We start from the raw sequence: 25,187 nt of genomic DNA on the forward strand, positions 1-25,187 counted from the left end.
TTTATATTTTATTAAAAGCGAAACACCTTTTTTGCCTCCATGAATCCTATGTTTCTATGTGTTTTAAAAACTACGTCTTAATTCAAATCATTTATGACCTTAAAAAAATATTGTCTTTTTCTTTTTGTGATTTTTGTTTTCCAAAACATTGAGGCGCAGAAAAGAGAAGGCAAAAAAATTGATTCCTTAAAAACCGAAAAGCTGAAAGAAGTTGTAATCAGTCCACTTCATATTGATAACAATTTATTAAACACTCCGGCTTCGATTGGAATTCTTTCTAAAAAAGATTTACTGCAAAATAATACCACAGATATTACAACGGTAATCAATACCATTCCGGGTGTTTTTATGCAATCGTCTAATTTTACCACAACCCGAATTTCGATTCGCGGTATTGGCGCGCGAACCACTTACGGAACCAATAAAATCAGGGCTTTTTATGGCAGTATTCCGCTGACGTCCGGAAACAGCGAAACCGTAATTGACGATATTGATCTGGAAAACCTCAACCAAATTGAAATTATTAAAGGTCCGCTTTCGAGTGTTTATGGAGCTGGATTAGGTGGTGCAATTTTAATTTCACCTCAGCTTTCTAAAAACGGAAATCAAAGTGCTGGAATAAGTTCTGTTTTTGGCTCTTTTGGATTATTGAAGAACAGTGTGAATTTTGGTTTAGATGAAAAAAACGGAAGTTTAAACATTAGTTATCACAATTTAAAAACCGATGGCTGGCGAGAAAACAGTGCATACAAACGCGAAGGAATTACGCTTGCAGGAGAATTATTTCGAAAGAAAAACAGCAAACTGACTTACTTTTCAAACTATACTTATTTAAAAGCTTTTATTCCGAGTTCGATAAATAAAAACGCTTTTGAAAACAATCCGGAATCAGGCGCGCCAACCTGGGTTGCATCTAAAGGTTATAAAGAATACAAATCGACTTTGGGCGGATTGGCTTATGATTTTTCAATTAATGAAAATCTAAAAAACTCAACTTCAGTTTTTATCAATTATAAAGACAGCAATGAACCGAGACCTTTTGATATTTTACGTCAATATACTTTTGCAACGGGCGTAAGAACACAATTCTCTGGAAACTTTAAAATTGGAAAAATAGAAAATAACTTCATTACCGGAATTGAATATTTTACGGATACTTATAAAGGTAATACTTTCGAAAATCTGTATCAGCAAAATAATGGTTTGGGAAGTTTACAAGGCGACCAGCTTACCGAAACCGGACAAAAAAGACATTTCTATAATATCTTTTCTCAGTTACGAACTTTACTTTCAGATCAATTTGAAGTTCAGGCAGGTTTAAATTATAATAAAACTAAATTCAGTCTTGACAATTATATTGAAAACTCAAATCAGGAATATAGTTATGACGGTATTTTTTCACCGCAATTGTCTTTATTATTTAAACCAGATTCTCAAAAGACGGTTTATTTTTCGGTCAGCCGAGGGTTTTCATTGCCAGCGACAGAAGAAACTCTTACAAGCGAAGGCACAATTAATACAAATATAAAACCTGAAAACGGTTATAATTTTGAAGTAGGCGGAAAGTTTTATTTCTTCAATAAAAAACTTTACACCGAAATTGCGGTTTACCGAATGGAAATTAAAGATTTATTAGTTGCTAAAAGAGTTGGCGATGATCAATATGTGGGTTTAAATGCTGGAAAAACATTTCATGAAGGAATCGAAATTACTTTAAATCACAATTGGCCAATCAATCGATTCTTTTCTCTGAATTCTTATTTAGCCGGATCTTTAGGAAATTATGAGTTTAAAGAATTCGTTGATAACGGAAATGATTATTCCGGAAATAAATTAACGGGAGTTGCAGCAAACAAAGTCAACGCCGGAATTACTTTAAACACCAATCTTGGAATTTATTTTAATGCTGATTATCAATTCGCAGATGAAATCCCAATGAATGATGCCAATACAGCTTTTTCTGATTCTTATAATCTTATCAATTTAAAAACAGGTTATCGATTTGAGATCCTGCAAGGCTTAACCTCACATTTTGCTGTTGGAGTAAATAATGTTACAAATACAAAATATGCCTCTCTAATACTGCCAAATGCTGTTGCAGTTGGAAACACGGCGCCCCGCTATTATTATCCAGGACTTCCTATAAATTATTACGGAACTATCTCATTAAATTATTTATTTTAGATGCTTGAAATCACCCCCAAACCTAAAAAAATGCTTTCTGTATTACAAGAAAAACTGGATTATGTAAGTGCCTATCGGGAAAACCGGTTAAAGTGTGCGCAAGACATTCTCGAAAATCCATCTTTATTTGAAGAATTAGTTTCGATTTGCTTTTCGCCCGAAAATAAAAACAATCATAAAGCCTGCTGGATTCTGGAATTTGTATCGTATGAAGAATTAATCTGGCTTCAGCCTCACGTTGATTTTTTCTGTTCTAATTTGAAAGTTCTGAAAGATGAAAGTTCGCTCAGACCAATTGCAAAAGTGGTACAGCTTTTAGTAAAATCTCATTTTAAAAAAGACGAAAACAGTATTTCATTATCCGAAGAAAATCTTCAGGATTGTATTGAAGCGAGTTTCGATTGGCTTATAAATGATGTAAAAGTAGCTACAAAAGCCTATTCTATAAGAACTTTATACGTTCTGGGAAATTATTACAACTGGATTCATCCTGAACTTCAGGTTATTTTAAACAAAGATTACGGAGATCATTCCGCAGCTTACAAAGCCGTTGCCCGCGAAGTTTTGAAGAAAATCGAATAGTTTTTTGCCACAGATTAAAAAGATTAGAAGGATTTTTTGGTTTGCCACGAATTACACTAATTTTCACGAATTATTTTTTTTAGATTCAATCTAAAAATTAGTGGTAATTCTTGTAATTCGTGGTAAACAAAAATCCGCACAGAGATAAATCATTTTAATCCTTTTAATCTGTGGCAAAACTTTAAAATACAATTCGTGAAAATTCGTGCAATTCGTGGCTAAAAACTAGAAAACCACTAAATTTTGGCTAAAAAAAGATTAAAAGGTATCTTTGCAAAAACACAACACAAAATGAATTATTTTTCTTCTGATTTTAAATTAGGAATATTAGGCGGCGGACAATTGGGTAAAATGCTTTTGTTCGACACCAGAAAATTTGACATACAAACTTATGTTTTAGATCCAAGTGATGAAGCGCCGAGTAAAATTGCCTGCAACAAATTCTTTCAAGGAGATTTAATGGATTATGACACGGTTTACAACTTCGGGAAACAAGTCGATGTTCTAACTTTTGAAATCGAATTGATAAACCTTGAAGCTTTAACACAATTAGAAAACGAAGGTGTAAAAGTATATCCGTCTCCAAAAACTTTAAAAGGAATTCAGAATAAAGGAACTCAAAAAGATTTTTACACGGAAAGTAATATCCCAACTGCATCATATTTACGATTTGAAAGTCCATTGCATTTGCAAAAATCAGTTGGAAATAATGAAATCACAATTCCGTTTGTTTGGAAATGCACCGAGTTTGGTTACGACGGAAATGGCGTAAAAGTAATTCGCCAGATTTCTGATATGGATGATTTACCAAATGTAGAATGTATTGCAGAAACGATGGTTCCGTTCAAAAATGAATTGGCGGTAATTGTGGTAAGAAATCCATCAGGAGAAATTAAAACGTATCCGGTTGTAGAAATGGAATTTCATCCAGAAGCAAACCAGGTTGAATACGTAATCTGCCCTGCAAGAATCGATGAAAAAGTTGCAGAAAAGGCCAGAGCAATTGCTTTAAATGTTTCTGAAAAATTCAATCACGTTGGACTTTTAGCAGTTGAAATGTTCCAAACCAATGAAGATGAAATTTTAGTGAATGAAGTCGCACCGCGTCCGCACAATTCTGGACATTATTCAATCGAAGCAAGTTATACTTCGCAATTCGAAAATCATTTACGTGCTATTTTAGATCTTCCGTTAGGAAACACAGACAGTAAAGTTGCCGGAATTATGGTAAATTTAGTCGGCGCCGAAGGTCATTCTGGAGATGTTGTTTATGAAAATATCGAAACCATTTTAGGATGGGATGGCGTTACGCCACATATTTACGGAAAAAAACAAACACGTCCGTTTAGAAAAATGGGTCACGTTACAATCGTAAATGAGAATATGCAGGAAGCTAGGAGAATTGCACAGGAAGTTAAGAATACGATTAAAGTGATTTCTCAATAGTTTTCAGTCGCAGTCACAGTTTACAGAACTAAACAAAATATACAGTTTTTTAGTTTAATTAATTTTTAAATGGATATTGTAGAAATATTAATCAACCTTTTGAATTTAGATAATAATTCAAATTTGTTTAAAATTCATTTTGAAAAATTTACTGATAAATATGAATATACAGGAGAAAGAATAAAAAGTTTTATTCTATTTACAATTCTTGTTTTATTTTCTTTAGCATTACTAGTTTTCATTCTATTTCTAATCTATACAATTCTATTAAAATTAAGATCTTAAACCAATAACATAAAATAGTTTTCAGTTTCCAATAACTTGAAACTTTAAACCTGAAACAAAACACAACAAAAATAAAAACATGAGCAAAGTAGCCATTATAATGGGAAGCATCTCAGACATGCCAGTTATGCAGGATGCAATCGACATATTAAAACAATTTAATGTAGAAGTTGAAGTAGATATCGTTTCGGCACACAGAACGCCGGAGAAATTATTTGATTTCAGTAAAAATGCACATACTCGCGGAATTTCGGTAATTATTGCCGGTGCGGGTGGTGCGGCACATTTACCAGGAATGGTGGCTTCAATGTCTCCGCTTCCTGTAATTGGAGTTCCGGTAAAATCAAGCAATTCTATTGATGGCTGGGATTCTGTTTTATCGATTCTGCAAATGCCGGGCGGTGTTCCAGTTGCAACTGTTGCTTTAAACGGTGCAAAAAATGCGGGAATTTTAGCAGCACAAATCATCGGAAGCCACGACAAAAAAGTTTTGGATACTATTATTTCTTATAAAGAAGAATTAAAAGCGGCGGTTAATAAAGCTGCTGAAGGTTTAAAGAAATAAGTTTTCCCGATTCCTGCAAGGTTTTCAAAACCTTGTAGGTCTTGATTATCGCAATCAAAATTAAATACTTCAAAATACCTACAAGGTTTTGAAAACCTTGCAGGATAAAAATGCAAAGGCTTCCCTGTACGGAAGCCTTTTTTTATTTATTTTTTGAAATTAAATTACATCTTCAACCTCTTCCAAAATAGATTCAAATTCAGATTCTTTTATATCTTCCTTATTTATCCAATTTTCTGAAGTCACCAAATCGTAATTTATATTGTCTTCAGTTTTCAATTCCCAAATAATACTTTCAGCCTCAGGAAATGGAATATTTTGAGATATTTGATTTTCGAATAATCTTTTGATCAGATTTCTATCAGATAAGCCATTATTCAATAATTTCAACACATTTTCGGGTGTCAGCTTTTGTACTTCTCCATCGGTTGGCATCAGTGAAAAATGAACAATAGAAGCTTTTGCATTTGGAAATTTTCCATTGTATGCTTTAAAAAGCAATTGATTTACATGAAATAAAGTGCCTTGCATGTGTATTTCGGGATATTCTTCGCAAACCTTATCAATTAACATATTGTTCGATATTTGCTCAATTTGTCCTTCGCTTAATTGATCTCCTAATTTATATTGCAAAACTATTTCGGCAGCTTCGTTAGGCTCATAATCTGAAATAGCCATTTCTAATAATTCCGGTAAACTGTTTTTCTCTGCGGCTGCGCCATCGGGATAATTGAATTTTTCTAATAACGCAATAAAATCTTCGTCTGACCAATACCCTTCAACTTCATTAACCGTATCAATATTCTTTATAACAACTTGATAATTCATCCTATTTTATTTTTAGTTATGATCAGCATTTTATAATGCTAAATCTATTTTTTCAATTTACGCTTTTAAAAACGCTTACAGAAATAAATAACATATCTATAACACAATTTAAGAGGATTTTATGCCGAGAATCGATCTTGTTTAGATGATTAGGTTTTTATAAATTGCTATCTTTGAAATTCAAAAAAATCGACTTCTATTAATAAAAAATATAATATCATAATGAGTGTTTTACTTTCAAAATTTATAACTAAACATAACACCGCACCTTTTTCGCAAATTAAAATCGAAGATTATGTTCCTGCTTTCAACGAAGGAATTGCTTTAGCTAAAGCCGAAATTGATGCAATCGTAAATAATCCGGATGCGCCGACTTTTGAAAATACAATTGTAGCGATGGATTTTTCGGGCGATATTTTAGATCGTCTTTCTAGTATTTTCTTCAATTTGAATTCGGCTGAAACGAATGATGAAATGCAGAAAATTGCTCAGGAAGTTTCGCCTTTACTTTCAGAATTCGGAAATGATATTCGTTTGAATGCTGAATTATTTGCAAAGGTAAAAGCCGTTTATGATCAAAAAGAAAGTTTAGGTTTAAATCCTGAACAAACTACTTTATTAGATAAAAAATACAAAAGCTTCTCCAGAAACGGGGCCAATTTGCCAGAAGACAAGAAAAACCAATTAAGAGAAATTGATAAAGAATTATCTAAATTGAGTTTACAGTTTGGCGAAAATGTTTTGGCAGAAACCAACAACTTCGAATTGCATTTAACTAATGAAAAAGACTTATCTGGTTTACCGGAAGGCACGATTGAAGCAGCAAGATTATTGGCTAAAAATCAAGAAAAAGAAGGCTGGATTTTTACTTTAGACCATCCAAGTTATGTTCCGTTTTTAACTTATGCGGATAATCGCGAATTACGTAAAAAAATGGCGATTGCTTTTGGTGCAAAAGCATTTCAGAATAATGAATTTGACAATCAGGAAAATGTTTTAAAGATTGCTAAACTGCGTTTTGAAAGAGCTAATTTATTAGGATATAAAACGCACGCACATTTTGTTCTGGAGGAAAGAATGGCCGAAAGTCCGGAGAAAGTTTTTTCATTCTTGAATGATTTACTGGCAAAAGCAAAACCGGCAGCTCAAAAAGAATTTGCAGAATTAACTGCTTTCGCAAAAGAACTGGACGGAATCGAACAGCTAGAAAAATGGGACGGCGCTTATTATTCTGAAAAATTAAAACAACAGCTTTTTAATTTAGATGATGAAAAGCTGAAACCTTATTTTCAATTAGAGAAAGTATTAGATGGTGCTTTCACCGTTGCCAAAAAATTATACGGTTTAACTTTTACGGAAGTTTTTGATATTGACAAATATCATGAAGAAGTTACGACTTATGAAGTAAGAGATGCTAATGACAATTTAGTTTCAATTTTCTACGCTGATTTCTTTCCAAGAAAAGGAAAAAGAAACGGCGCGTGGATGACTTCATTCAAATCTCAATATGTAAAAGACGGCGTAAACGAAAGACCACATATTTCGAACGTTTGTAATTTTACAAAACCAACAGAAACAAAACCTTCTTTATTGACTTTTAATGAAGTAACGACTTTATTTCATGAATTCGGACACGGTTTACACGGAATGTTAGCAAACACAGTTTATCCAAGTTTATCTGGAACTTCTGTTTATTGGGATTTCGTAGAATTGCCAAGTCAGATTATGGAAAACTGGTGTTACGAACCGGAAGCCTTGGCTTTGTTTGCGAATCATTATGAAACGGGAGAAATTATTCCGATTGAATATGTACAGAAAATTAAAGAAAGTGCAAGTTTTCAGGAAGGTTTAGCAACGTTACGTCAATTAAGTTTTGGATTATTAGATATGGCTTGGCACGGACAAGATCCAACAAGCATTACCAATTTAAAAACTTTCGAAACAGAACAATTTGCCAACACGCAATTGTATCCTGATGTAAAAGAAAATGCGATGAGTACAGCTTTCTCTCATATTTTTCAAGGCGGATATTCTTCCGGATATTACAGCTACAAATGGGCAGAAGTTTTAGATGCTGATGCTTTTGAATATTTTCAGGAAAACGGAATCTTCAATGAAGAAATAGCTAAGAAATTTAAAGATAATGTTCTTTCTAAAGGAGGAACTGAACATCCTATGACTTTATACAAACGTTTTAGAGGTCAGGAACCAAAACCAGAAGCTTTATTGAAAAGAGCGGGACTTCTGTAATTGCAGATTTTTGATTGTAGATTTTTTAATCTTAATCTCTAATAAATTTTTACATTAAACCGAAGCATAATCGCTTCGGTTTTTTTATTTGATTTCTCTTAGAAATAATTTTAGTTATCTTCGTATTTTTAAATCTTAATCTTACAAATACAAGCCGTGAAAAAATATTTTAGAATAGTTCTTTATCTTGCAATTATTGGATTGATTGCTATTGTTTCTGTAAACTACTATGTAATATCTTCTACCAAAAACAAGATTTATTATTCGGTTAAAAAGTTTCCAAAAAATGATGTCGGAATTATTTTTGGTGCGGGAATTAATGGAAATCAGCCAAGCAAATATTTAAAAGATCGTCTTGATGCCGGGATTTTATTGTACAAAATGAAACGCATCAATAAAATTTTACTTTCGGGAGATAATGGCCGTGATGAATATGATGAATTAACGGTTATGAAAAACTATTGTTTTAATCATGGAGTTGACACGACAAAAATATTTATTGACTATGCAGGTTTCGATACTTATTCAACAATGTATCGTGCAAAACATATTTTCAAGATTAAAAAAGCTACTTTAATTTCTCAGGAATATCATTTGAACCGAGCGATTTATATTGGACAAAAACTTGGAATAAAATCGGCTGGATATTCTGCAAATAATGGAGAATATCACGGATATAAATATGTTTGTTTTAGAGAATATGGTTCCATTTTTAAATCCTTTTTTGATGTTTTAAGAAATCGCGAGCCTCGTTTTCTGGGAACTCCAATTAACATTAATGGTCCTTCTAATTATTCTAAAGAAGATAAACGATAAAATAGAAAAGCCGAAGTAATACTTCGGCTTTTCATTTGGAGCAAAATTAAAATAAGACATTTTTTGTTTTGCAAAAAATGAACTATTTATGTCGGCGAACAAACACTTCTTCAAACTGTTTAAGTTTAAGTGCTTTTGTTTCTTCGATGCGTTTAGCTTTTAAGTTAACATTTTTAGCAGTTGCCGGCTGAGGTTTTGTAGTATACAAATAAGACTCAAACACGTGGCTTAAATACAAAGGAGATTTTCCAATTCCTCTTGTAGTGTCAAAATTTTGAGATTGATGACAGCTAAAACAATTTGCTAAATTACCAGCATTAATTTTATGTATACTATCCTGAAAAGTCTGCGTGTAAGTCTCCATTGTAATGTTTGCTAAATTAGCAGAACCTCTTGCCAATGAATCCGGAAGAACACTTGATATATCACTTTTTACAATAGTTTGCGCCTGCTGCGCCGGAGTTAATCCGTCTGTATTTAACCAAATTGATCCGTTGTAGAAGTAATTCTTGAAAACGTCTGTTAATTTTGAGGCTACACATTTATTGATCGTATCGATGTTGTCAAAATTAGCAGGTTCTGCCTGGCTTGTTGTCATATAAGCATTTGTACTTATCACTTTTGGAACTCCATATTCATAAAGAACAAAAGCTTTATACGGCTCTAATGGTTTCTTGTTTACTTTATCCCATTTTATTCCTTTTAAGCCAGAAGTTGTTCCGCTTTGATAAAGCAGCATTTCAGTTGCTGATGTCACAGAATTGTTTTTCCAGTCATAAACCGGAGCCATTTCTTTATGCTCAAAAGTTGCCCAGATAAATTCAGGATGATTTTTTACAACTCCCACAACGTGCATTCCTAATAGCGCAACAGATTTTGCTACATATTGTCCTTGCTTATTTTTGAATGCCGCTTTAGTAACGAAATACTCTCCAATTTTTTCTTTCGGAATTGCATCGGTACTAATCCATGAAACTTTTAACTCCAATGAACCAACAGGAAATGTTTCTAAATTAGAATAAGGAACTTTTCCGCTGTTAATTTCAGAAGCTGCAATAATGGCTTTATCATGCAATGTTTTATTTACGTGTATAGAATAATATACCGTATCGCCAGCTGTTTTTCCGGAAACAAATTTTGGGTTAGAAACTAACACGCCTTCCGGACCAGCCTGATTAATGGAACTTAAAACTAATTTTAATCCTAATTGCGGAGCAACTGCCGCCATCTCAGGACTAACAACATCCAAAGAATCTAAAAACAACGGATTTCCAGATGGAAGTGGTTTTGTGACCCAAAGGAATTTTTGCCATGACCATTGATGGAAAATACAATTTGTGGTACTTGAAGTATCAAAAGGACTTTCGTCTCCTTCTGCAGGCGGCGGTGTTTGTTCGTGCGGAAACCAGCTTGCTTCGCATTCGCAAGGTGTAGCTGCTGCTTCCGTTTTAGCATATCCTGAAACTCCGGCTTTTCCAAATATTTTTTCTTTATTCAAAAAGAATATTGTAACAGCTGCAGCAATAAAGACAACTAATACGATTATAATAATCGGTTTTCTATTCATGTTTTTGTGATTTATTTTTTTGGCAATAAAAAAGGCCGTCTAAAAAGACGACCCTTTCAATCAAAACTGTAACCAAATCAGGCGTAATTAAATCCTAATATGTTTCGTAATTCGAGTTGTTAATATTTGGGGTCTCTTATTATGCCAACTCTGGTTGTAAATTTTTTACTGCTTTTACAGGTACGTTTTCAATATGATGTTGGTAGTATGAAAAACCTCCTACTCCGTTCCATTCTGCATCAACAGATAAATGAGCGTCAAAATCGGCTAAAAAAGCACCAATTGCCGGAGCTGGAAAAGTTTGAACATATTGTCCTTTAAAACTAACTAATTGTGTATACTGTCCAAGTCCAGCTGCATATATTTTTCCTGTTACAGGAACAACAATATGTCCATCAGGACCATTTACTGCTTGTTTAATAACTGCCGTACCAGAAACTGAATTTTGTGATGGTACAACAACTAAACTAAATGATACGATTGGAGCACCTGGTGTTCCTACATTTCCTATTGTTCCGCTTACTAAATAAGCACCTGCTAATAAATCTGCCATAACTTTTGTATTTTTTGGTTTTCCTACTCATAAGGCTTTTCGGAACCGCCTCGTTTTTTTAAGTGGGGTCTGCTCCACCTATTTGATATTTTATTTTTATATTCTTATTTAAATTAGAATGTTTTAAATAAGAATACTTTGGTTTATTTCTACTTCAAAACTATATCAGATAAGTAGACATAAAGGAAAAAATGATGTGAAATGGAGTTTCTTTGACATGAAACAGGTTAAGAGTGACACAAGAAAATTTTACCCGTATAAACACCTGTTTTAAACAAAAAACCACCAATATTACATTGCAATATCAGTGGTTTTTAAACTTATTTAAATTACTATGAACTTACGCCATCTAAAGCTAAATGATTAGAAAGAGTAGTTCCTGAACAAGTATAATCAGCAATAGCCGAATTTCCCGACTGATATATAAATGCTTGCTGCGCCTGATTATCGTGTCCGGCCATAACCCAGATTTTCATCCAAAGCGTTGATCCGTCCGGTACGCCAAGACTTCCCGGATCTGTTGTATACGACTGACCTAAAAGTTCATTACCTGTTTGAGAAGAACTTTGTAATTGACCATTTGAGTCTAAGTATACAAACTCAGTTCTGCAAACGTATCCGCCTTGTTGATTTAATTTAAATTTTCCTACTGTTTGAATTGCCATGATAATTAATTTTTAAAATTTTATGACCTACTCTATTTCTGCTTTTCGGTTTACGCAGCCGCTTTTTTTCTGTGCGAGACAGCTTCACTTAGTGATTTTGTTTGATTTGCTGTTTCAGGGAGAATGTCATAAAATTTATTCTTTTCAACTTGAAACAAGCTTTGAAAAAAAGATTGCTAGCTTATTTTTTTCTGATTTCAAAATTATTGCAGATGTATTAGCCAAATAAAAAAATTGCCGCAGAACAGAGAATATTGGTTATCAATTAATTAAAATCAATACATGAAACACGTTTTTATTTAGTCTAAAAAAGAATAAAAAAATAATCGAAAATAAACTTTCAATTATTTTTGAAAGTTTAAAAACTTTTAATTACTTTTGATCTATGGAATTCAAAGAAGCAAAAAATAAGTTTGTACAAACCTGGGGAGCTTTAGGTTCTCAATGGGGAATTAATAAAACGATGGCACAAATCCACGCTTTATTAATGATCTCAAACGAAGCTGTTTCTATGGAAGACATAATGGAAGAACTGCAGATTTCACGCGGAAATGCAAGCATGAACCTGAGAGGATTAATGGATTGGGGAATTGTATATAAAGAATTTAAAGCAGGAGAAAGAAGAGAATTTTTTACTGCCGAAAAAGATTTAGATGAATTAGCAGCAAAAATCTCCAGAGAAAGAAGCAAAAGAGAAATCAAACCTGCTCTTAAAATCTTAAAAGAAGTTTCGACAATTGAAGCAAAAGATTCTGCAGAAGAAAAACACTTTGTGGATCAAACTTCCAAATTATACGATTTCGTTTTAAAGGCAGATAATATGTTAGATAAAATGACTGAATTCAATGAAAACTGGTTAGGGAAATTAGTTATAAAAATGATGAAGTAAAAAAATTTAATCAAAACTTTCATTTTTTTCTGAAAGTTTAAAACAATCAATAACTATGATACCAACAAAAAGCATAAACAAATTTGCCCTAATAATCTGTTTTCTTTTCTATTTAACATGTTATTTACGTTTTGCCGGACAAGCATTTTTATTAATAATACAATTAATTTCAGCAATTTTTTTAAGTATTGAAATATTTTCAAAACCAAAGAACTATAAAATTAAAAAACAAATAAAAATATATTGGACAGTTACGATTCTAAATGCGATCATTCTTTTCTCATTTTTTAATTTCATAATGTGGAATGATTTTTTACAAGTTGTTTTTGTAACTCTAATTCCGAATATTACTGCCATTTATTTTTATAGAATACTAATTAAATGCGAAGATTTAGGATCTGTGATCTGAAATTTCTCAAAATTCTTTTTTCATCAAACTTAAAAACTATCCATAACCATGAAAGCAATAAATCACCTTAATTATTTTTTTACCGGAGTTCCAGCTATTTTAATCCTGATTGGTCTTTTAGATAATTCCCCTCTTTCTGGCCTCTTTGTATATGGATTGCTTTTGAGCATTTTGACAGGATTATTTCAGGTTGCAATTGGAGGAAGTATGCTTGCCGATGAGCCAAGAGATAGAAATCTTCAATTATATGTATACGGAGTTATTTTCTATTTTATAACCTTATTTATTATCAACCCTTTTTTACCCGATTACTTTTTTAAAAAACATTTCATATTTGGAATGCCAGCTGTCCTCGCATTATACCTTTCAATAATAATTTATAAAAAAGCACACAAATGAACTTCTTAAAAGCAGAATGGAAAAATTTAGCACTTTTCAATTATGAAGTTGATGCTGAAATATTAGAAAAATATCTTCCCGCTGGAACTGAGATTGATATCTGGAATAACAAATGTTATGTAAGCTTAGTTAGTTTTATGTTTAGAAACACAAAGGTTTTAGGATTGAAAGTTCCGTTTCATGTAGATTTTGAAGAAGTTAATTTAAGATTTTATGTAAAACGCTTTGAAAATGGCGAATGGAAACGCGGTGTAGTTTTCATTAAAGAGATTGTTCCTAAAAGCGCCATAACTTTTATCGCTAATACTTTGTATCAGGAACATTATGAAACTCAAAAAATGAGACATGAAATTATTGAGAATGAGAATACTAATACTTTTATTTATCAATGGAAGAATAATCAAAAATGTAATACAATTCAACTGGAAACTAAAAATGCCTTAACTCAAATTGAAGTTGATTCTGAAGCTGAATTTATAACAGAACATTATTTTGGATATACAAAAATTGATGAAGAAATAGCTTTTGAATATGAAGTCACTCATCCAAGATGGGAGCAATTGGAAGTTTTAAATCATACAATTGATATTGATTTTGAAAAAACTTATGGAAACGATTTTACATTTCTTCAGTACATGCAGCCAACTTCAGTTTTCATGGCTAAAGGCTCAAAAATTACAGTTAAAAATAAGAGAAAGCTACAAGCAATTCCAGTTTTAGAAGAAATGTATTAACCCATAAACAAAACCAGTCATGAATTTCAACATCATTGGATATTTAATATATCTCAGCATTACGACTTTCATCATTCTAAAAGTTGGAAAAGTCTGCTACAGAAACGGAAATATTTATGTGGCAGATTTAATCCCGAATCATGCTGACATTTGCCAAAAAATTAATCAGATTTTGCTTTTAGCTTATTACCTTTTAAATATTGGTTATTGTGCTATGACTTTAATTTCCTGGCAGAAAATTATTTCATCAACACAATTGATTGAAACTATCTGCATAAAAACAGCTGTCATAATTTTTATTATTTCAATTCTGCATTACCTCAACATTTTAATTATAACAAAATACATTCAAAAACTAATTCATAACAACAAAAACTAAATATTATGGAAACTACAAAAATCTTAATCGGTTACAGTATTTATTTACCAGTCGCTTTATTTCTAACTTATTACGTTTCTAAAACGCTTTTTAAAAATGGAAAAATCTTTATGCTTGACATCTTTAAAGGCCGGGAAGAAATTGCTGAGGCAACTAACAAACTTTTTGAAACCGGATTTTATCTTTTAAACATTGGTTTTGCCTTAATGATCTTAGAAATGCAATTATATAGAGACAGTTATCAGGAATTAATTGAAAACTTAAGTTATAAAATTGGCGGTTTTTCTATTTATCTTGGCATCATGTTATTCTTCAATTTGTATTTCTTTTTTAGAGGAAAACGAAAAGCCAAAGAAGCTCAAAGAGAAGAAAGATTGGTCTTTAAAGCTTAACTTCAAATCAAACCTAACAGACTTAAAAATCTGTTAGGTTTAAAGAAAACCTTAAATCATAAAAAATGACACATCAGGAAATACTCAAAAAAGTGCAATGGAAAGATTTGAAAACGCTTAGCCTTAAAGAAATGCTAATTGAAAACAACTTGACAATTCCGTGGTTTCTAGTTTCTATGACGCTTGCTTATTTTGGATATTATTTAGCAGCGATTCCTTTTTCAGCTTTTTTCTTTCTAGCCGGATTAAGACAAGTACATAATGGTTTTCACAATTCATTAGGAACAAATAAATTTTTAACCTGGTTTACGCTTTATTCAAACAGTATTTTGTTGATGGTTTCAATTCATGCCGTTAAATTCAATCATATACGACATCATAAATATTGTTTATCTGATGAAGATTACGAAGGAAAATCAGCTAAAATGACTTGGTACGGCGCTATTCTTTATGGACCAATTCATATGTTTTTGATTCATAAAGTAACATTGCAGAAAGGAAATAGAAATTATGTTAAAAATGTAATCTTAGAGCTTGTTTCAATTGCTGTAGTAACCTTTATAATTTTCTATTTTCAAATTCATTTCCTGATCTATCATTTTATTATAATGATCTTCGCCGAATTTTTAATGGCTTTCTTTGCTGTCTGGACCGTGCATCATGATACAGAAGATTCTCCGGAATTTGCCAGAACACAACGAGAAGGCTGGAAAAACAAAATTACGTTCAGCATGTTTTATCATTTAGAACATCATTTATTTCCGGCAGTTCCAACAATTAAATTACCAGAACTGGCAAAAAGAATTGATAATGTATTTCCAGATATTGAAAAAAAGAATACTTTTTAATTGTAAAATATAGTTTGCTAATAATTGCACGAATTTTCACGAATTAATATTCAACAAAAACATTTCCAAAAAAATTAGTAAAAATTCGTGCAATTAGTGGCAAAAAATCTACACCCAATGAAAAAACTCATAATCGCAGCCGGAACAGGTTTTCTCGGACAAGTTTTAGTCAATCATTTTAAAGATAAATTTGAAGAAATTGTAATTCTGACCCGAGGAAAATCTCAGACAATTGATGGAATTAAATATATAAACTGGAATGCCAGAACTTTATCTGGTTGGGAAAATGAATTGGAGAATGCGACGGTTTTAATTAATCTCGCCGGAAAATCTGTTGATTGTCGTTATACTAAAGAGAATAAAAAAGAAATTCTTTGGTCTAGAATTGAAAGTACCAAGATTTTAAACAAAGCTGTTTTGAATTGCAAAAATCCGCCGAAACATTGGCTGAATTCTTCAACAGCAACAATCTATCGTTTTTCTTTAGACAAACAAATGGATGAAGTTGATGGCGAAATTGGGAATGATTTTTCTATAAATGTTGCGCTTTCCTGGGAAAAAGCATTCTTTAAAACAGAAACTCCCAATACCTTAAAAACGGCTTTGCGAACTTCAATTGTTTTAGGCAAAAATGGCGGTGCTTTAATTCCGTTGAAAACTTTGGCTAAAATTGGTTTTGGAGGAAAACAAGGAAAAGGAAATCAATTTGTAAGCTGGATTCATGAAGAAGATTTTGCGAATGCGGTTGATCTTATTATTCAAAAAGAAATTACAGGCGTTATAAATGTGGTTTCTCCCGAACCTATTCGAAATGTTGATTTTATGCAGAAACTTCGAAAAGCTGTTGGTTTTCCTTTTGGAATTCCGCTTAACAAATTCTTTCTAGAAATTGGAGCATTTTTTATTCGAACAGAAACAGAACTCGTTTTAAAAAGTAGAAATGTGATTCCGAAAAGGCTTTTGGAAAATGGATTCCAATTTAAGTTTGGAGATATTGATAATGCTTTTGAAAATTTAATATAAATCCCAAATTCAGACAATTTTGTCATTTCGACGAAGGAGACTCGAGCGATAGCGAACAGACGAAGTAAATCTCCACGAGAAGCTCGACAAAGATTGGATTCACATAGTGGAGTTACTTGCGAAGATTTCTCCTTCGTCGAAATGACAAGATTGTGCAAAAAAAACTTAAACCTAACAAATCATGACAACAATACACCTCACAACAAAAATAAAAGCACCAAAACAAATCGTTTTTGATGCTTCACGAAATATTGATATTCACCAACAATCTGCAAGTCCCACAAAAGAAAAAGCAATTGCCGGTGTAACTTCTGGTTTAATAAATTTAAACGAAACGGTAACCTGGCGTGGCAAACATTTCGGATTTTATCTTACACACAAAACCCGAATTCCCGTAATGGATTTCTATGATTATTTTGTGGATGAAATGGAAGAAGGAAAATTCAAATCTTTCAGACATGAACATATTTTTGAGGAACAAAATGGCGTAACAATCATGAAAGATGTATTACAGTACGAAACTCCGTTTGGGATTTTCGGAGAACTTTTTGATATTTTATTTTTAGAAAAACATATGACTAATTTTCTTTTGGAAAGAAATAAGGTTCTGAAAGAAGTTTCGGAAAAACTTAGTTAAGATAATTTTCTTACTTTTATTAAGTAATTCATTTGTGAATGATTCAGATAAATTAATCAAAAACATACTTATGAAATTAAAAACGATATTAACTGTACTTCTTTTTACTGTTTCTTTTATTGGATTTTCGCAAAGCAATTGTACATCTTTAAAAGGCTGCGAACGAAAATTATGTGAGTTAAATACAAAATTAACCGCTGCTAAAAAAGCAGGAAATCAAAACCAGATAAAAGGTGTTGAAGATGCTATCGCGCAGACTAAGAAAAACTGTACCACAAAAACAGTCAATAAAGATCTGGACAAAAAAGTAAAAGAGAAACAGCAAAAAGTAAACGAAAGAACTGCCGATTTGAACGAAGCGATTAAAGACAAAGAAAGCAAAGAAAAAATCGACAAAAAAAGAAAGAAACTAAATGAAGCTAAAGTTGAATTAAATAAAGCGCTTGCTGAACAAAAAACGAAATAGATTTTTCGCTCTCGAAGATTTTAAATTAATTTGGCAAAGCCCAATATTTAAACGCAATCTTGTCATTTCGACGAAGGAGAAATATCCACAAGTAACTCCGCAACGAGAATCCAATCTTTGTCGAGCTTCTCGCGGAGATTTCTCCTTCGTCGAAATGACAAGATTATGGCAACAAATCTTCTTTTAAAAATGAATTTTCTCATTGTACGGTTTGCGTGAGGGATAGAGGCGGTATCTCCCGATTTAGAAAAACAAGGCTTTTTCAGCCGTAGTTTTTGTTAATCGGGAATTTAGCCGAAAGCCCGACCCGAAGGGACACGCCCAAATCATTTAGAAACTTGAATGCCTTATTTATAAAAACGCAATCATCAGCCACCAAAAGATGGGCACACTTTCGACCCAAAAAGAAGTATAATATTTAGATCGATTTGTATTGGCAAACAAAATAAACAACATCAAAGTCAAAACCATTATCAGGTTGATAATAAGATCATGAAGTGTAAAAGACAAAATTCCTAAAACCCAAAACGGGACCAAAAGTGAAAATCCTAAAATCTTAGTTCGTTTTACGCCAATGGTTTGCGGAACGGTTTGTAAATGCGGATCATCATTTGCTAAATCCAGAATCTCAAAAACTAAAATCAGCACAAAAACCAAAACAAAACGCTGAATGCATTTTATAAAAAAATTGGCTGTAAACGGAATTTCGGCATTTATATACGGCAAAACCAAAGTCGCTCCTACCCAACAAAGTGCTACAATGTAGATTTTTACTCCCGCCCAGTTTCGGGCATTTTTTCTGTTTGGGAAAAATGGTAAAGTATAAAGTGCCGTTATAGCAAAAATTACTACGGAAACAATTTGTGTAATTCTTTTTAAATGGAAAAAATAATAGCCAACTAAAATCACCGAAATGAAACTTAAAACAGCAATAATTTTTAAATGAATCCCAACCGGTTTTCTTTTCACCCGAACCAAAGCATCATATTTTACAAAATTATATCCTACAATTGTTCCGAAAAAAACAAACAATGCCATAGGTTCATCATACTGAATATGAAAGAAATGAAAAGTAATCCGAACCAAAGCATAACACGATAAAGCCACGTGAATACTGCTGTTTAAATAAAAATCTAATATTTGTTTTAGAAGTTTCATGCCTCAAATCTAATCAATTGGTAACAAATCAACTCTTTAGTTATAAATTTGATAAAAATTGAAGTTAAAAATACCCATTAAATTATTAATAATACTTAATTTTGCGCCACAAAAAAACAACACATTTACTATAAAATGTAATAAACCTTGTGAAATCGCATAGAAACACTCGGGAAATTACTTTTGATCTTTAAAAAATAGACTGCTACAGATGAAAACAGATGCTTTTGCTTTAAGACACATTGGTCCAAGAGAAACAGATCTTCAACACATGTTACAAACCATTGGTGTTGACTCGATCGAACAACTTGTTTACGAAACCCTTCCGGACGATATTCGTTTAAAAGCGCCTTTGAATTTAGATCCTGCAATGACGGAATACGAATTTGCAAATCATATTCAGGAATTAGGAAAGAAAAATAAAGTATTCAAATCGTATATTGGTTTGGGTTATCATCCAACTATCGTTCCTGCGCCAATTCAAAGAAATATCTTCGAAAACCCGGGATGGTATACAGCTTATACACCTTATCAGGCAGAAATTGCTCAAGGTCGTTTAGAGGCTATCTTAAATTTCCAGACTACTGTTATCGAATTAACAGGAATGGAAATTGCAAATGCTTCTTTATTAGATGAAGGTACTGCTGCTGCAGAAGCTATGGCTTTACTTTTTGATGTCCGTACGAGAGATCAAAAGAAAAACAATACACACAAATTCTTCGTTTCTGAAGAAATTTTACCACAAACATTATCGGTACTGCAAACACGTTCAACTCCTATTGGAATTGAATTAGTTGTTGGAAACCATGAAACTTTTGATTTTTCAACTGAGTTTTTTGGAGCGATTTTACAATATCCGGGAAAATATGGTCAGGTAAACGATTACAGCGCTTTTGTTGCTAAAGCAAAAGAAAATGAAATCAAAGTTGCCTTTGCTGCCGATATTTTATCACTTGCTGCTTTAACTTCTCCTGGAGAAATGGGAGCTGCTGTAGTGGTTGGAACTTCACAACGTTTTGGTGTACCAATGGGTTACGGTGGTCCTCACGCTGCATTTTTTGCGACTAAAGACGAATATAAACGATCTATGCCAGGTCGTATTATTGGAGTTTCTATTGATGTAAATGGAAACCGCGCTTTACGTATGGCTTTAGGAACTCGTGAGCAGCACATTAAACGTGAAAAAGCAACTTCAAATATTTGTACAGCTCAGGTTTTATTAGCGGTTATGGCCGGAATGTATGCAGTTTACCACGGACCAAAAGGATTACAATATATTGCAAACAAAGTTCACGCATCGGCGGTTACTACTGCTGAAGCTTTAAATAAATTAGGAGTTTTCCAAACTAACACGGCTTACTTTGACACTATTTTAGTAAAAGCAGACGCTCAAAAAGTAAAAGCTGTTGCTGAAAAAAACGAAGTAAACTTCTTCTATCCTGATGCTGACTCTGTTTCTATTTCATTAAACGAAACAACTTCAATTACAGACATCAACCAAATTATTGCGATTTTTGCTGAGGCTTTAGGAAAAGAAACTTTCACTGTTTCTGAATTAGCAACTGCAAGTCAATTACCGGCTTCATTAGAAAGAACATCATCTTTCTTAACGCATGATGTTTTCAATAATCATCATTCAGAAAGTCAGTTAATGCGTTATATCAAAAAATTAGAGCGTAAAGATTTATCGTTGAATCATTCGATGATTTCATTAGGTTCTTGTACGATGAAATTAAATGCAGCTTCTGAAATGCTGCCTTTATCAATGCCAAACTGGAACAGCATTCACCCGTTTGCACCAGTTGAGCAAGCAGAAGGTTACATCACAATGCTTAAAAAATTAGAGCAGCAATTAAATGTAATTACCGGATTTGCAGGAACAACATTACAACCAAACTCTGGAGCTCAGGGGGAATATGCAGGTTTAATGGCGATTCGTGCTTACCATTTGTCAAGAAACGAAGGTCACCGTAATGTATGTTTAATTCCATCATCAGCCCACGGAACAAATCCTGCTTCTGCAGCGATGGCCGGAATGAAAATCATTGTTACTAAAACGACTCCAGAAGGAAATATTGACGTAGAAGATTTAAGAGAAAAAGCAATTGAACATAAAGATGATTTATCTTGTTTAATGGTAACGTATCCTTCTACTCACGGGGTTTTCGAATCTTCAATTATCGAAATCACAAAATTAATCCACGATAATGGCGGATTAGTATATATGGATGGTGCAAACATGAACGCACAAGTTGGATTAACAAATCCTGCTACAATTGGTGCTGACGTTTGTCACTTAAACTTACACAAAACATTCGCTATTCCTCACGGTGGCGGTGGACCTGGAGTTGGACCAATTTGTGTGAACGAAAAATTAGTTCCGTTCTTGCCAACAAACCCAATCTTAAAAGTAGGCGGCGAACAAGCCATTACAGCTATTTCATCTGCACCTTACGGATCGGCTTTAGTTTGTTTGATTTCTTACGGTTATATCACAATGATGGGAGCTGAAGGATTAAAAAGCGCTACTGAACACGCTATTTTGAATGCTAACTACATGAAATCTCGTTTCGAAGGACACTACCCAATTCTTTATACTGGAGAATGCGGAAGAGCAGCTCACGAAATGATTTTAGATTGTCGTTCGTTTAAAGAAAACGGAATTGAAGTTGGTGATATCGCAAAACGTTTAATGGATTATGGTTTCCACGCTCCTACGGTTTCTTTCCCTGTAGCAGGAACTTTAATGATCGAACCAACTGAATCTGAAGATTTAGCAGAATTAGATCGTTTTTGTGATGCTCTTATCTCAATCAGAAAAGAGATTGAAGCTGCAACTGCTGATGATAAAAACAATGTATTGAAAAATGCACCTCACACATTGGCAATGTTAACTACTGATTCTTGGGATTTCCCTTATACCAGAGAAAAAGCGGCTTATCCATTAGAATATATCGCTGACAATAAATTCTGGCCATCAGTTCGTCGTGTAGATGATGCTTACGGTGACAGAAACTTAGTTTGCAGCTGTGCTCCTATCGAAGCTTACATGGAAAACTAAGAAATTATTTTTCTTATAAATATTCAAACCCGACAAGTTTTGAAAACTTGTCGGGTTTTGTTTTTGTTTCAAGTTTCAGGTTTCAAGTCTAAACAAAAACCTGATCCCGAAGCCTTGGGAGAAACTTGAAACAAAAAAAACTTTTACTACCACTTTGACTTCAATCGTTTGAAATCTCGGAAAAATTAAAAAATCATTAGAAAATAACCATTATATCATTCAAAAAATAGTTATTTCATAATTATATGCATGCATAGTATTTTTTATGATAGTTATCATGTTTTTATTTATACTTTAGCAGGAAATTTATCGGATAATTAAGGGAAAAAATGAAAATAAAAATTATTGGCATTGGGAGTTATATTCCTAATTTAGAAGTAAAAAACACAGATTTTGACAAGCATATTTTTTTGAATGAAGATGGAACCCCTTTTGGTTACCCGAATGAAGTCGTAATAAAAAAATTTAAAGGGATTACCGGAATTGAAAATCGCCGTTATGCCGAACCTCAATATACAGCATCAGATTTAGCTTTTTTTGCAGCTGAAAAAGCAATTGCAAATGCAGGAATCGATGCCGAAACTTTAGACTACATTATTTTTGCCCACAACTTTGGCGATGTAAAAACCGGAACGCATCAAACTGATATTTTGCCAAGTTTAGCGACTCGTGTTAAAAACAAATTAGGTATCAAAAATCCTAAATGTGTGGCTTATGATATTCTGTTTGGATGTCCGGGCTGGATTGAAGGTGTTTTACAAGCAAACGCTTTTATCAAATCTGGAATGGCAAAAAGAGTTATGGTAATTGGTGCAGAAACGCTTTCGAGAGTTGTTGACGATCACGATCGTGATTCGATGATTTATTCTGATGGAGCCGGAGTTTCTATCTTAGAAGCTTCTACTGATGAAGCTGGTCTTTTATCTTATGAAAGTGCTACTTATGCTAATGATGAAGCAAATTATCTTTTCTTCGGAAAATCATACAATCCAGATTTAGATCCGGATATTAAATACATCAAAATGTACGGTCGTAAAATCTACGAATTTGCTTTGAGCAACGTTCCATTAGCAATGAAAAGCTGTTTGGATCAAAGCGGAATTGCCATCGACGATGTGAAAAAAATCCTGATTCATCAGGCAAATGAAAAAATGGACGAAGCGATTATCGAACGTTTCTACAAATTATACGATAAAACGGCTCCTATAGATATTATGCCAATGAGTATTCATGATTTAGGAAACAGCAGTGTTGCAACCGTTCCAACTTTATACGATTTGATTCTACAAGGAAAAATTGAAAATCAAGAAATCAACAAAGGCGATGTTATCATTTTTGCTTCTGTAGGAGCCGGAATGAATATCAATGCTTTTGTTTATAGACACTAGTCTCAGTTTATAGACACTAGTCTCAGTTTACAGTCACAGTATTCAGTTTAACAGACTGTAAACTGTGACTGAGACTGAAAACTAAAAAAGTCCGCATCTTAATAGTGCGGACTTTTTTAGTATATTTGCGCCTTTGCTGATAAAAAATAAAAAATGTACGAAAAAACATTTCCGAATAAGAGATTCAAACTTACCTTAGAGTTTTTACAAAAGCACGTTAGCACATCAGAAACCATTTTTGATTTTGGTGTTCCAAATCCGTTTTCTAAAATAATGGAAGAAAATGGTTATACGGTGAAAAACACAAAAGGCGAAGATTTAGACAACGATCAAACGGCTTTACAAACAGAAGACTATACTGTTTTTACGGCATTTGAAATTTTCGAACATTTACTAAATCCATACACGATTTTAGAAAATGTAAAATGTGATAAATTGCTAATTTCAATTCCGTTACGTTTATGGTTTTCTCCGGCATATCGCTCTAAAACTGATATGTGGGACAGACATTATCATGAATTTGAAGACTGGCAGTTAGACTGGCTTTTAGAAAAAACGGGATGGAAAATAACAGACCGTTTACAGTTTACACACCCAGTAAAAAAGTTTGGATTGAGACCCTTATTAAGATATTTCACTCCAAGATATTATCTTGTTGTTGCTGAAAAAATAAAATAAAAATCCAATATTTAAATTCCAAATTCCAATTTAACCATATCGGTAAGATTGGAATTTGGAATTTTAGAAGATTGGGATTTATTCTCGAGAATTGGAATTTGGAATTTTTAAAAAATTGGAATTTAAAATGAAATATTACATCGTCATTCCCGCGCACAACGAGCAAGATTTAATTGGCCTGACTTTACAATCATTGGTTTCACAGACTGTTTTGCCATCAAAAGTTGTGGTTGTAAATGACAATTCTACTGATAAAACAGAAGAAGTTGTTTTGAGTTTTGCAAAGGAAAATCCTTTCATTTCTGTTGTAAACAAAACTTCAGATGCGATTCACCTTCCGGGAAGTAAAGTAATTCAGGCTTTCCAGAAAGGTTTTGAAACTTTGGATCAGGATTACGATATTATTGTAAAAATAGACGGGGATTTAATTTTTCCTTCTAATTATTTTGAAACTATAATTAAACATTTCGAATCTGATCCAAAAATCGGAATGGTTGGCGGATTTTGTTATATCGACAAAAACGGCGAATGGGTTCTTGAAAACCTAACCGATAAAGATCATATTCGCGGTGCTTTAAAAGCGTATAGAAAAGAAACTTATCAGCAAATTGGCGGTTTAAAACCTGCTATGGGCTGGGACACGGTTGATGAATTACTTTGTAAATATTATGATTGGAAAATTGTTACCGATGAATCTTTACATGTAAAACATTTAAAACCAACAGGCGCTAATTACAACAAAACAGCTCGTTATAAACAAGGCGAAGCTTTTTATACTTTAGGTTATGGTTTTTGGATCACAGCAATTGCTTCGGCAAAACTGGCGATGATGAAGAAAAAACCTTTCCTCTTTTTAGATTATATCAAAGGATTTTTGAAAGCTAAAAAAGCTAAAACTCCTTTATTAGTTACCTCTGAACAAGCTAAATTTATTAGAAATTACCGTTTACAAAAAATGAAACAAAAGCTTTTCTAGTTTTTTAAA

At 32.9% G+C, this 25,187-nt stretch carries 24 protein-coding genes; 19 read left to right on the top strand and 5 right to left on the bottom strand.

Features of this window, described 5'->3' with window-relative positions; translation table 11 throughout:
• Positions 1–93: 93 nt before the first annotated feature.
• The 4 genes from ACODSB_RS05125 to purE all read left to right on the top strand — a co-directional run bounded on the left by ACODSB_RS05125 (position 94) and on the right by purE (position 5,062).
• On the top strand, positions 94–2,184 hold the full coding sequence (locus tag ACODSB_RS05125; protein WP_488936225.1) for a TonB-dependent receptor family protein: 2,091 nt from the start codon (positions 94–96) through the stop codon (positions 2,182–2,184).
• Positions 2,185–2,766 (top strand): hypothetical protein, encoded by a 582-nt coding sequence (locus tag ACODSB_RS05130; protein WP_235992122.1) that lies wholly within the window; start codon positions 2,185–2,187, stop codon positions 2,764–2,766.
• 291 nt (positions 2,767–3,057) lie between these two features.
• Positions 3,058–4,212, top strand: a complete 1,155-nt coding sequence (locus ACODSB_RS05135) for a 5-(carboxyamino)imidazole ribonucleotide synthase (protein WP_488936226.1) — start codon at positions 3,058–3,060, stop codon at positions 4,210–4,212.
• 364 nt (positions 4,213–4,576) lie between these two features.
• A complete protein-coding gene (gene purE / locus ACODSB_RS05140; RefSeq protein ID WP_012022518.1) occupies positions 4,577–5,062 on the top strand; it encodes a 5-(carboxyamino)imidazole ribonucleotide mutase in 486 nt (161 codons plus the stop codon).
• A 159-nt stretch (positions 5,063–5,221) separates the two neighbouring features.
• Here purE and ACODSB_RS05145 read toward each other — a convergent pair whose 3' ends face one another.
• Positions 5,222–5,890 (bottom strand): hypothetical protein, encoded by a 669-nt coding sequence (locus tag ACODSB_RS05145; protein WP_488936227.1) that lies wholly within the window; start codon positions 5,888–5,890, stop codon positions 5,222–5,224.
• Between the two features lie 222 nt (positions 5,891–6,112).
• Here ACODSB_RS05145 and ACODSB_RS05150 point away from each other — a divergent pair, with 222 nt between their 5' ends.
• Together ACODSB_RS05150 and ACODSB_RS05155 are read left to right on the top strand one after the other, a co-directional pair.
• Positions 6,113–8,140, top strand: a complete 2,028-nt coding sequence (locus ACODSB_RS05150) for a M3 family metallopeptidase (protein ID WP_488936228.1) — start codon at positions 6,113–6,115, stop codon at positions 8,138–8,140.
• 156 nt (positions 8,141–8,296) lie between these two features.
• Complete coding sequence (locus ACODSB_RS05155; protein WP_488936229.1) at positions 8,297–8,956, top strand: SanA/YdcF family protein; 660 nt, start codon at positions 8,297–8,299, stop codon at positions 8,954–8,956.
• 82 nt (positions 8,957–9,038) lie between these two features.
• On the opposite strand, the gene ACODSB_RS05160 is transcribed toward ACODSB_RS05155, so the two are convergent.
• The 3 genes from ACODSB_RS05160 to ACODSB_RS05170 form a co-directional block, all read right to left on the bottom strand.
• Positions 9,039–10,523, bottom strand: a complete 1,485-nt coding sequence (locus ACODSB_RS05160) for a hypothetical protein (protein ID WP_488936230.1) — start codon at positions 10,521–10,523, stop codon at positions 9,039–9,041.
• 139 nt (positions 10,524–10,662) lie between these two features.
• On the bottom strand, positions 10,663–11,076 hold the full coding sequence (locus tag ACODSB_RS05165; protein ID WP_488936231.1) for a DUF1842 domain-containing protein: 414 nt from the start codon (positions 11,074–11,076) through the stop codon (positions 10,663–10,665).
• Between the two features lie 332 nt (positions 11,077–11,408).
• A complete protein-coding gene (locus ACODSB_RS05170; protein ID WP_488936232.1) occupies positions 11,409–11,741 on the bottom strand; it encodes a hypothetical protein in 333 nt (110 codons plus the stop codon).
• A gap of 385 nt (positions 11,742–12,126) precedes the next feature.
• On the opposite strand from ACODSB_RS05170, the gene ACODSB_RS05175 reads away from it, so the two are divergent.
• The 9 genes from ACODSB_RS05175 to ACODSB_RS05215 all read left to right on the top strand — a co-directional run bounded on the left by ACODSB_RS05175 (position 12,127) and on the right by ACODSB_RS05215 (position 17,917).
• Complete coding sequence (locus tag ACODSB_RS05175; RefSeq protein WP_053470795.1) at positions 12,127–12,630, top strand: GbsR/MarR family transcriptional regulator; 504 nt, start codon at positions 12,127–12,129, stop codon at positions 12,628–12,630.
• Between the two features lie 457 nt (positions 12,631–13,087).
• A complete protein-coding gene (locus tag ACODSB_RS05180; RefSeq protein ID WP_488936233.1) occupies positions 13,088–13,438 on the top strand; it encodes a hypothetical protein in 351 nt (116 codons plus the stop codon).
• Positions 13,435–14,172, top strand: coding sequence for a YqjF family protein (locus ACODSB_RS05185; protein ID WP_488936234.1), 738 nt, complete (start codon positions 13,435–13,437; stop codon positions 14,170–14,172). The genes ACODSB_RS05180 and ACODSB_RS05185 overlap by 4 nt, the downstream gene beginning before the upstream one ends.
• Before the next feature lie 19 nt (positions 14,173–14,191).
• On the top strand, positions 14,192–14,551 hold the full coding sequence (locus ACODSB_RS05190; protein ID WP_488936235.1) for a hypothetical protein: 360 nt from the start codon (positions 14,192–14,194) through the stop codon (positions 14,549–14,551).
• Between the two features lie 5 nt (positions 14,552–14,556).
• Positions 14,557–14,943: a hypothetical protein gene (locus ACODSB_RS05195; protein WP_053470792.1), complete on the top strand. Its 387-nt coding sequence runs from the start codon at positions 14,557–14,559 to the stop codon at positions 14,941–14,943.
• Between the two features lie 65 nt (positions 14,944–15,008).
• Positions 15,009–15,791, top strand: coding sequence for a fatty acid desaturase family protein (locus ACODSB_RS05200; RefSeq protein WP_488936236.1), 783 nt, complete (start codon positions 15,009–15,011; stop codon positions 15,789–15,791).
• Positions 15,792–15,908: 117 nt separating this feature from the next.
• Complete coding sequence (locus ACODSB_RS05205) at positions 15,909–16,814, top strand: TIGR01777 family oxidoreductase (RefSeq protein ID WP_488936237.1); 906 nt, start codon at positions 15,909–15,911, stop codon at positions 16,812–16,814.
• Between the two features lie 181 nt (positions 16,815–16,995).
• Positions 16,996–17,451 carry an SRPBCC family protein gene (locus tag ACODSB_RS05210; RefSeq protein WP_488936238.1) on the top strand — a complete coding sequence of 152 codons (456 nt, stop codon included), beginning with the start codon at positions 16,996–16,998 and terminating at the stop codon, positions 17,449–17,451.
• A 70-nt stretch (positions 17,452–17,521) separates the two neighbouring features.
• On the top strand, positions 17,522–17,917 hold the full coding sequence (locus ACODSB_RS05215; RefSeq protein WP_488936239.1) for a DUF1090 family protein: 396 nt from the start codon (positions 17,522–17,524) through the stop codon (positions 17,915–17,917).
• Between the two features lie 351 nt (positions 17,918–18,268).
• Here ACODSB_RS05215 and ACODSB_RS05220 read toward each other — a convergent pair whose 3' ends face one another.
• Entirely contained in the window at positions 18,269–19,075 is an 807-nt protein-coding gene (locus ACODSB_RS05220; RefSeq protein ID WP_488936240.1) for a UbiA prenyltransferase family protein, read from the bottom strand.
• Positions 19,076–19,286: 211 nt separating this feature from the next.
• Between ACODSB_RS05220 and gcvP the strand changes: the two genes are divergently transcribed.
• The 4 genes from gcvP (at position 19,287) to ACODSB_RS05240 (ending at position 25,178) form a co-directional block, all read left to right on the top strand.
• On the top strand, positions 19,287–22,136 hold the full coding sequence (gcvP, locus tag ACODSB_RS05225; RefSeq protein WP_488936241.1) for an aminomethyl-transferring glycine dehydrogenase: 2,850 nt from the start codon (positions 19,287–19,289) through the stop codon (positions 22,134–22,136).
• A 329-nt stretch (positions 22,137–22,465) separates the two neighbouring features.
• Complete coding sequence (locus ACODSB_RS05230) at positions 22,466–23,524, top strand: 3-oxoacyl-ACP synthase III family protein (protein ID WP_488936242.1); 1,059 nt, start codon at positions 22,466–22,468, stop codon at positions 23,522–23,524.
• A gap of 153 nt (positions 23,525–23,677) precedes the next feature.
• Positions 23,678–24,202 (top strand): methyltransferase, encoded by a 525-nt coding sequence (locus ACODSB_RS05235; protein ID WP_488936243.1) that lies wholly within the window; start codon positions 23,678–23,680, stop codon positions 24,200–24,202.
• 127 nt (positions 24,203–24,329) lie between these two features.
• Positions 24,330–25,178, top strand: a complete 849-nt coding sequence (locus tag ACODSB_RS05240; protein WP_488936244.1) for a glycosyltransferase family 2 protein — start codon at positions 24,330–24,332, stop codon at positions 25,176–25,178.
• Positions 25,179–25,187 lie beyond the last annotated feature (9 nt).

This window comes from Flavobacterium sp. FG68 (assembly GCF_057808895.1).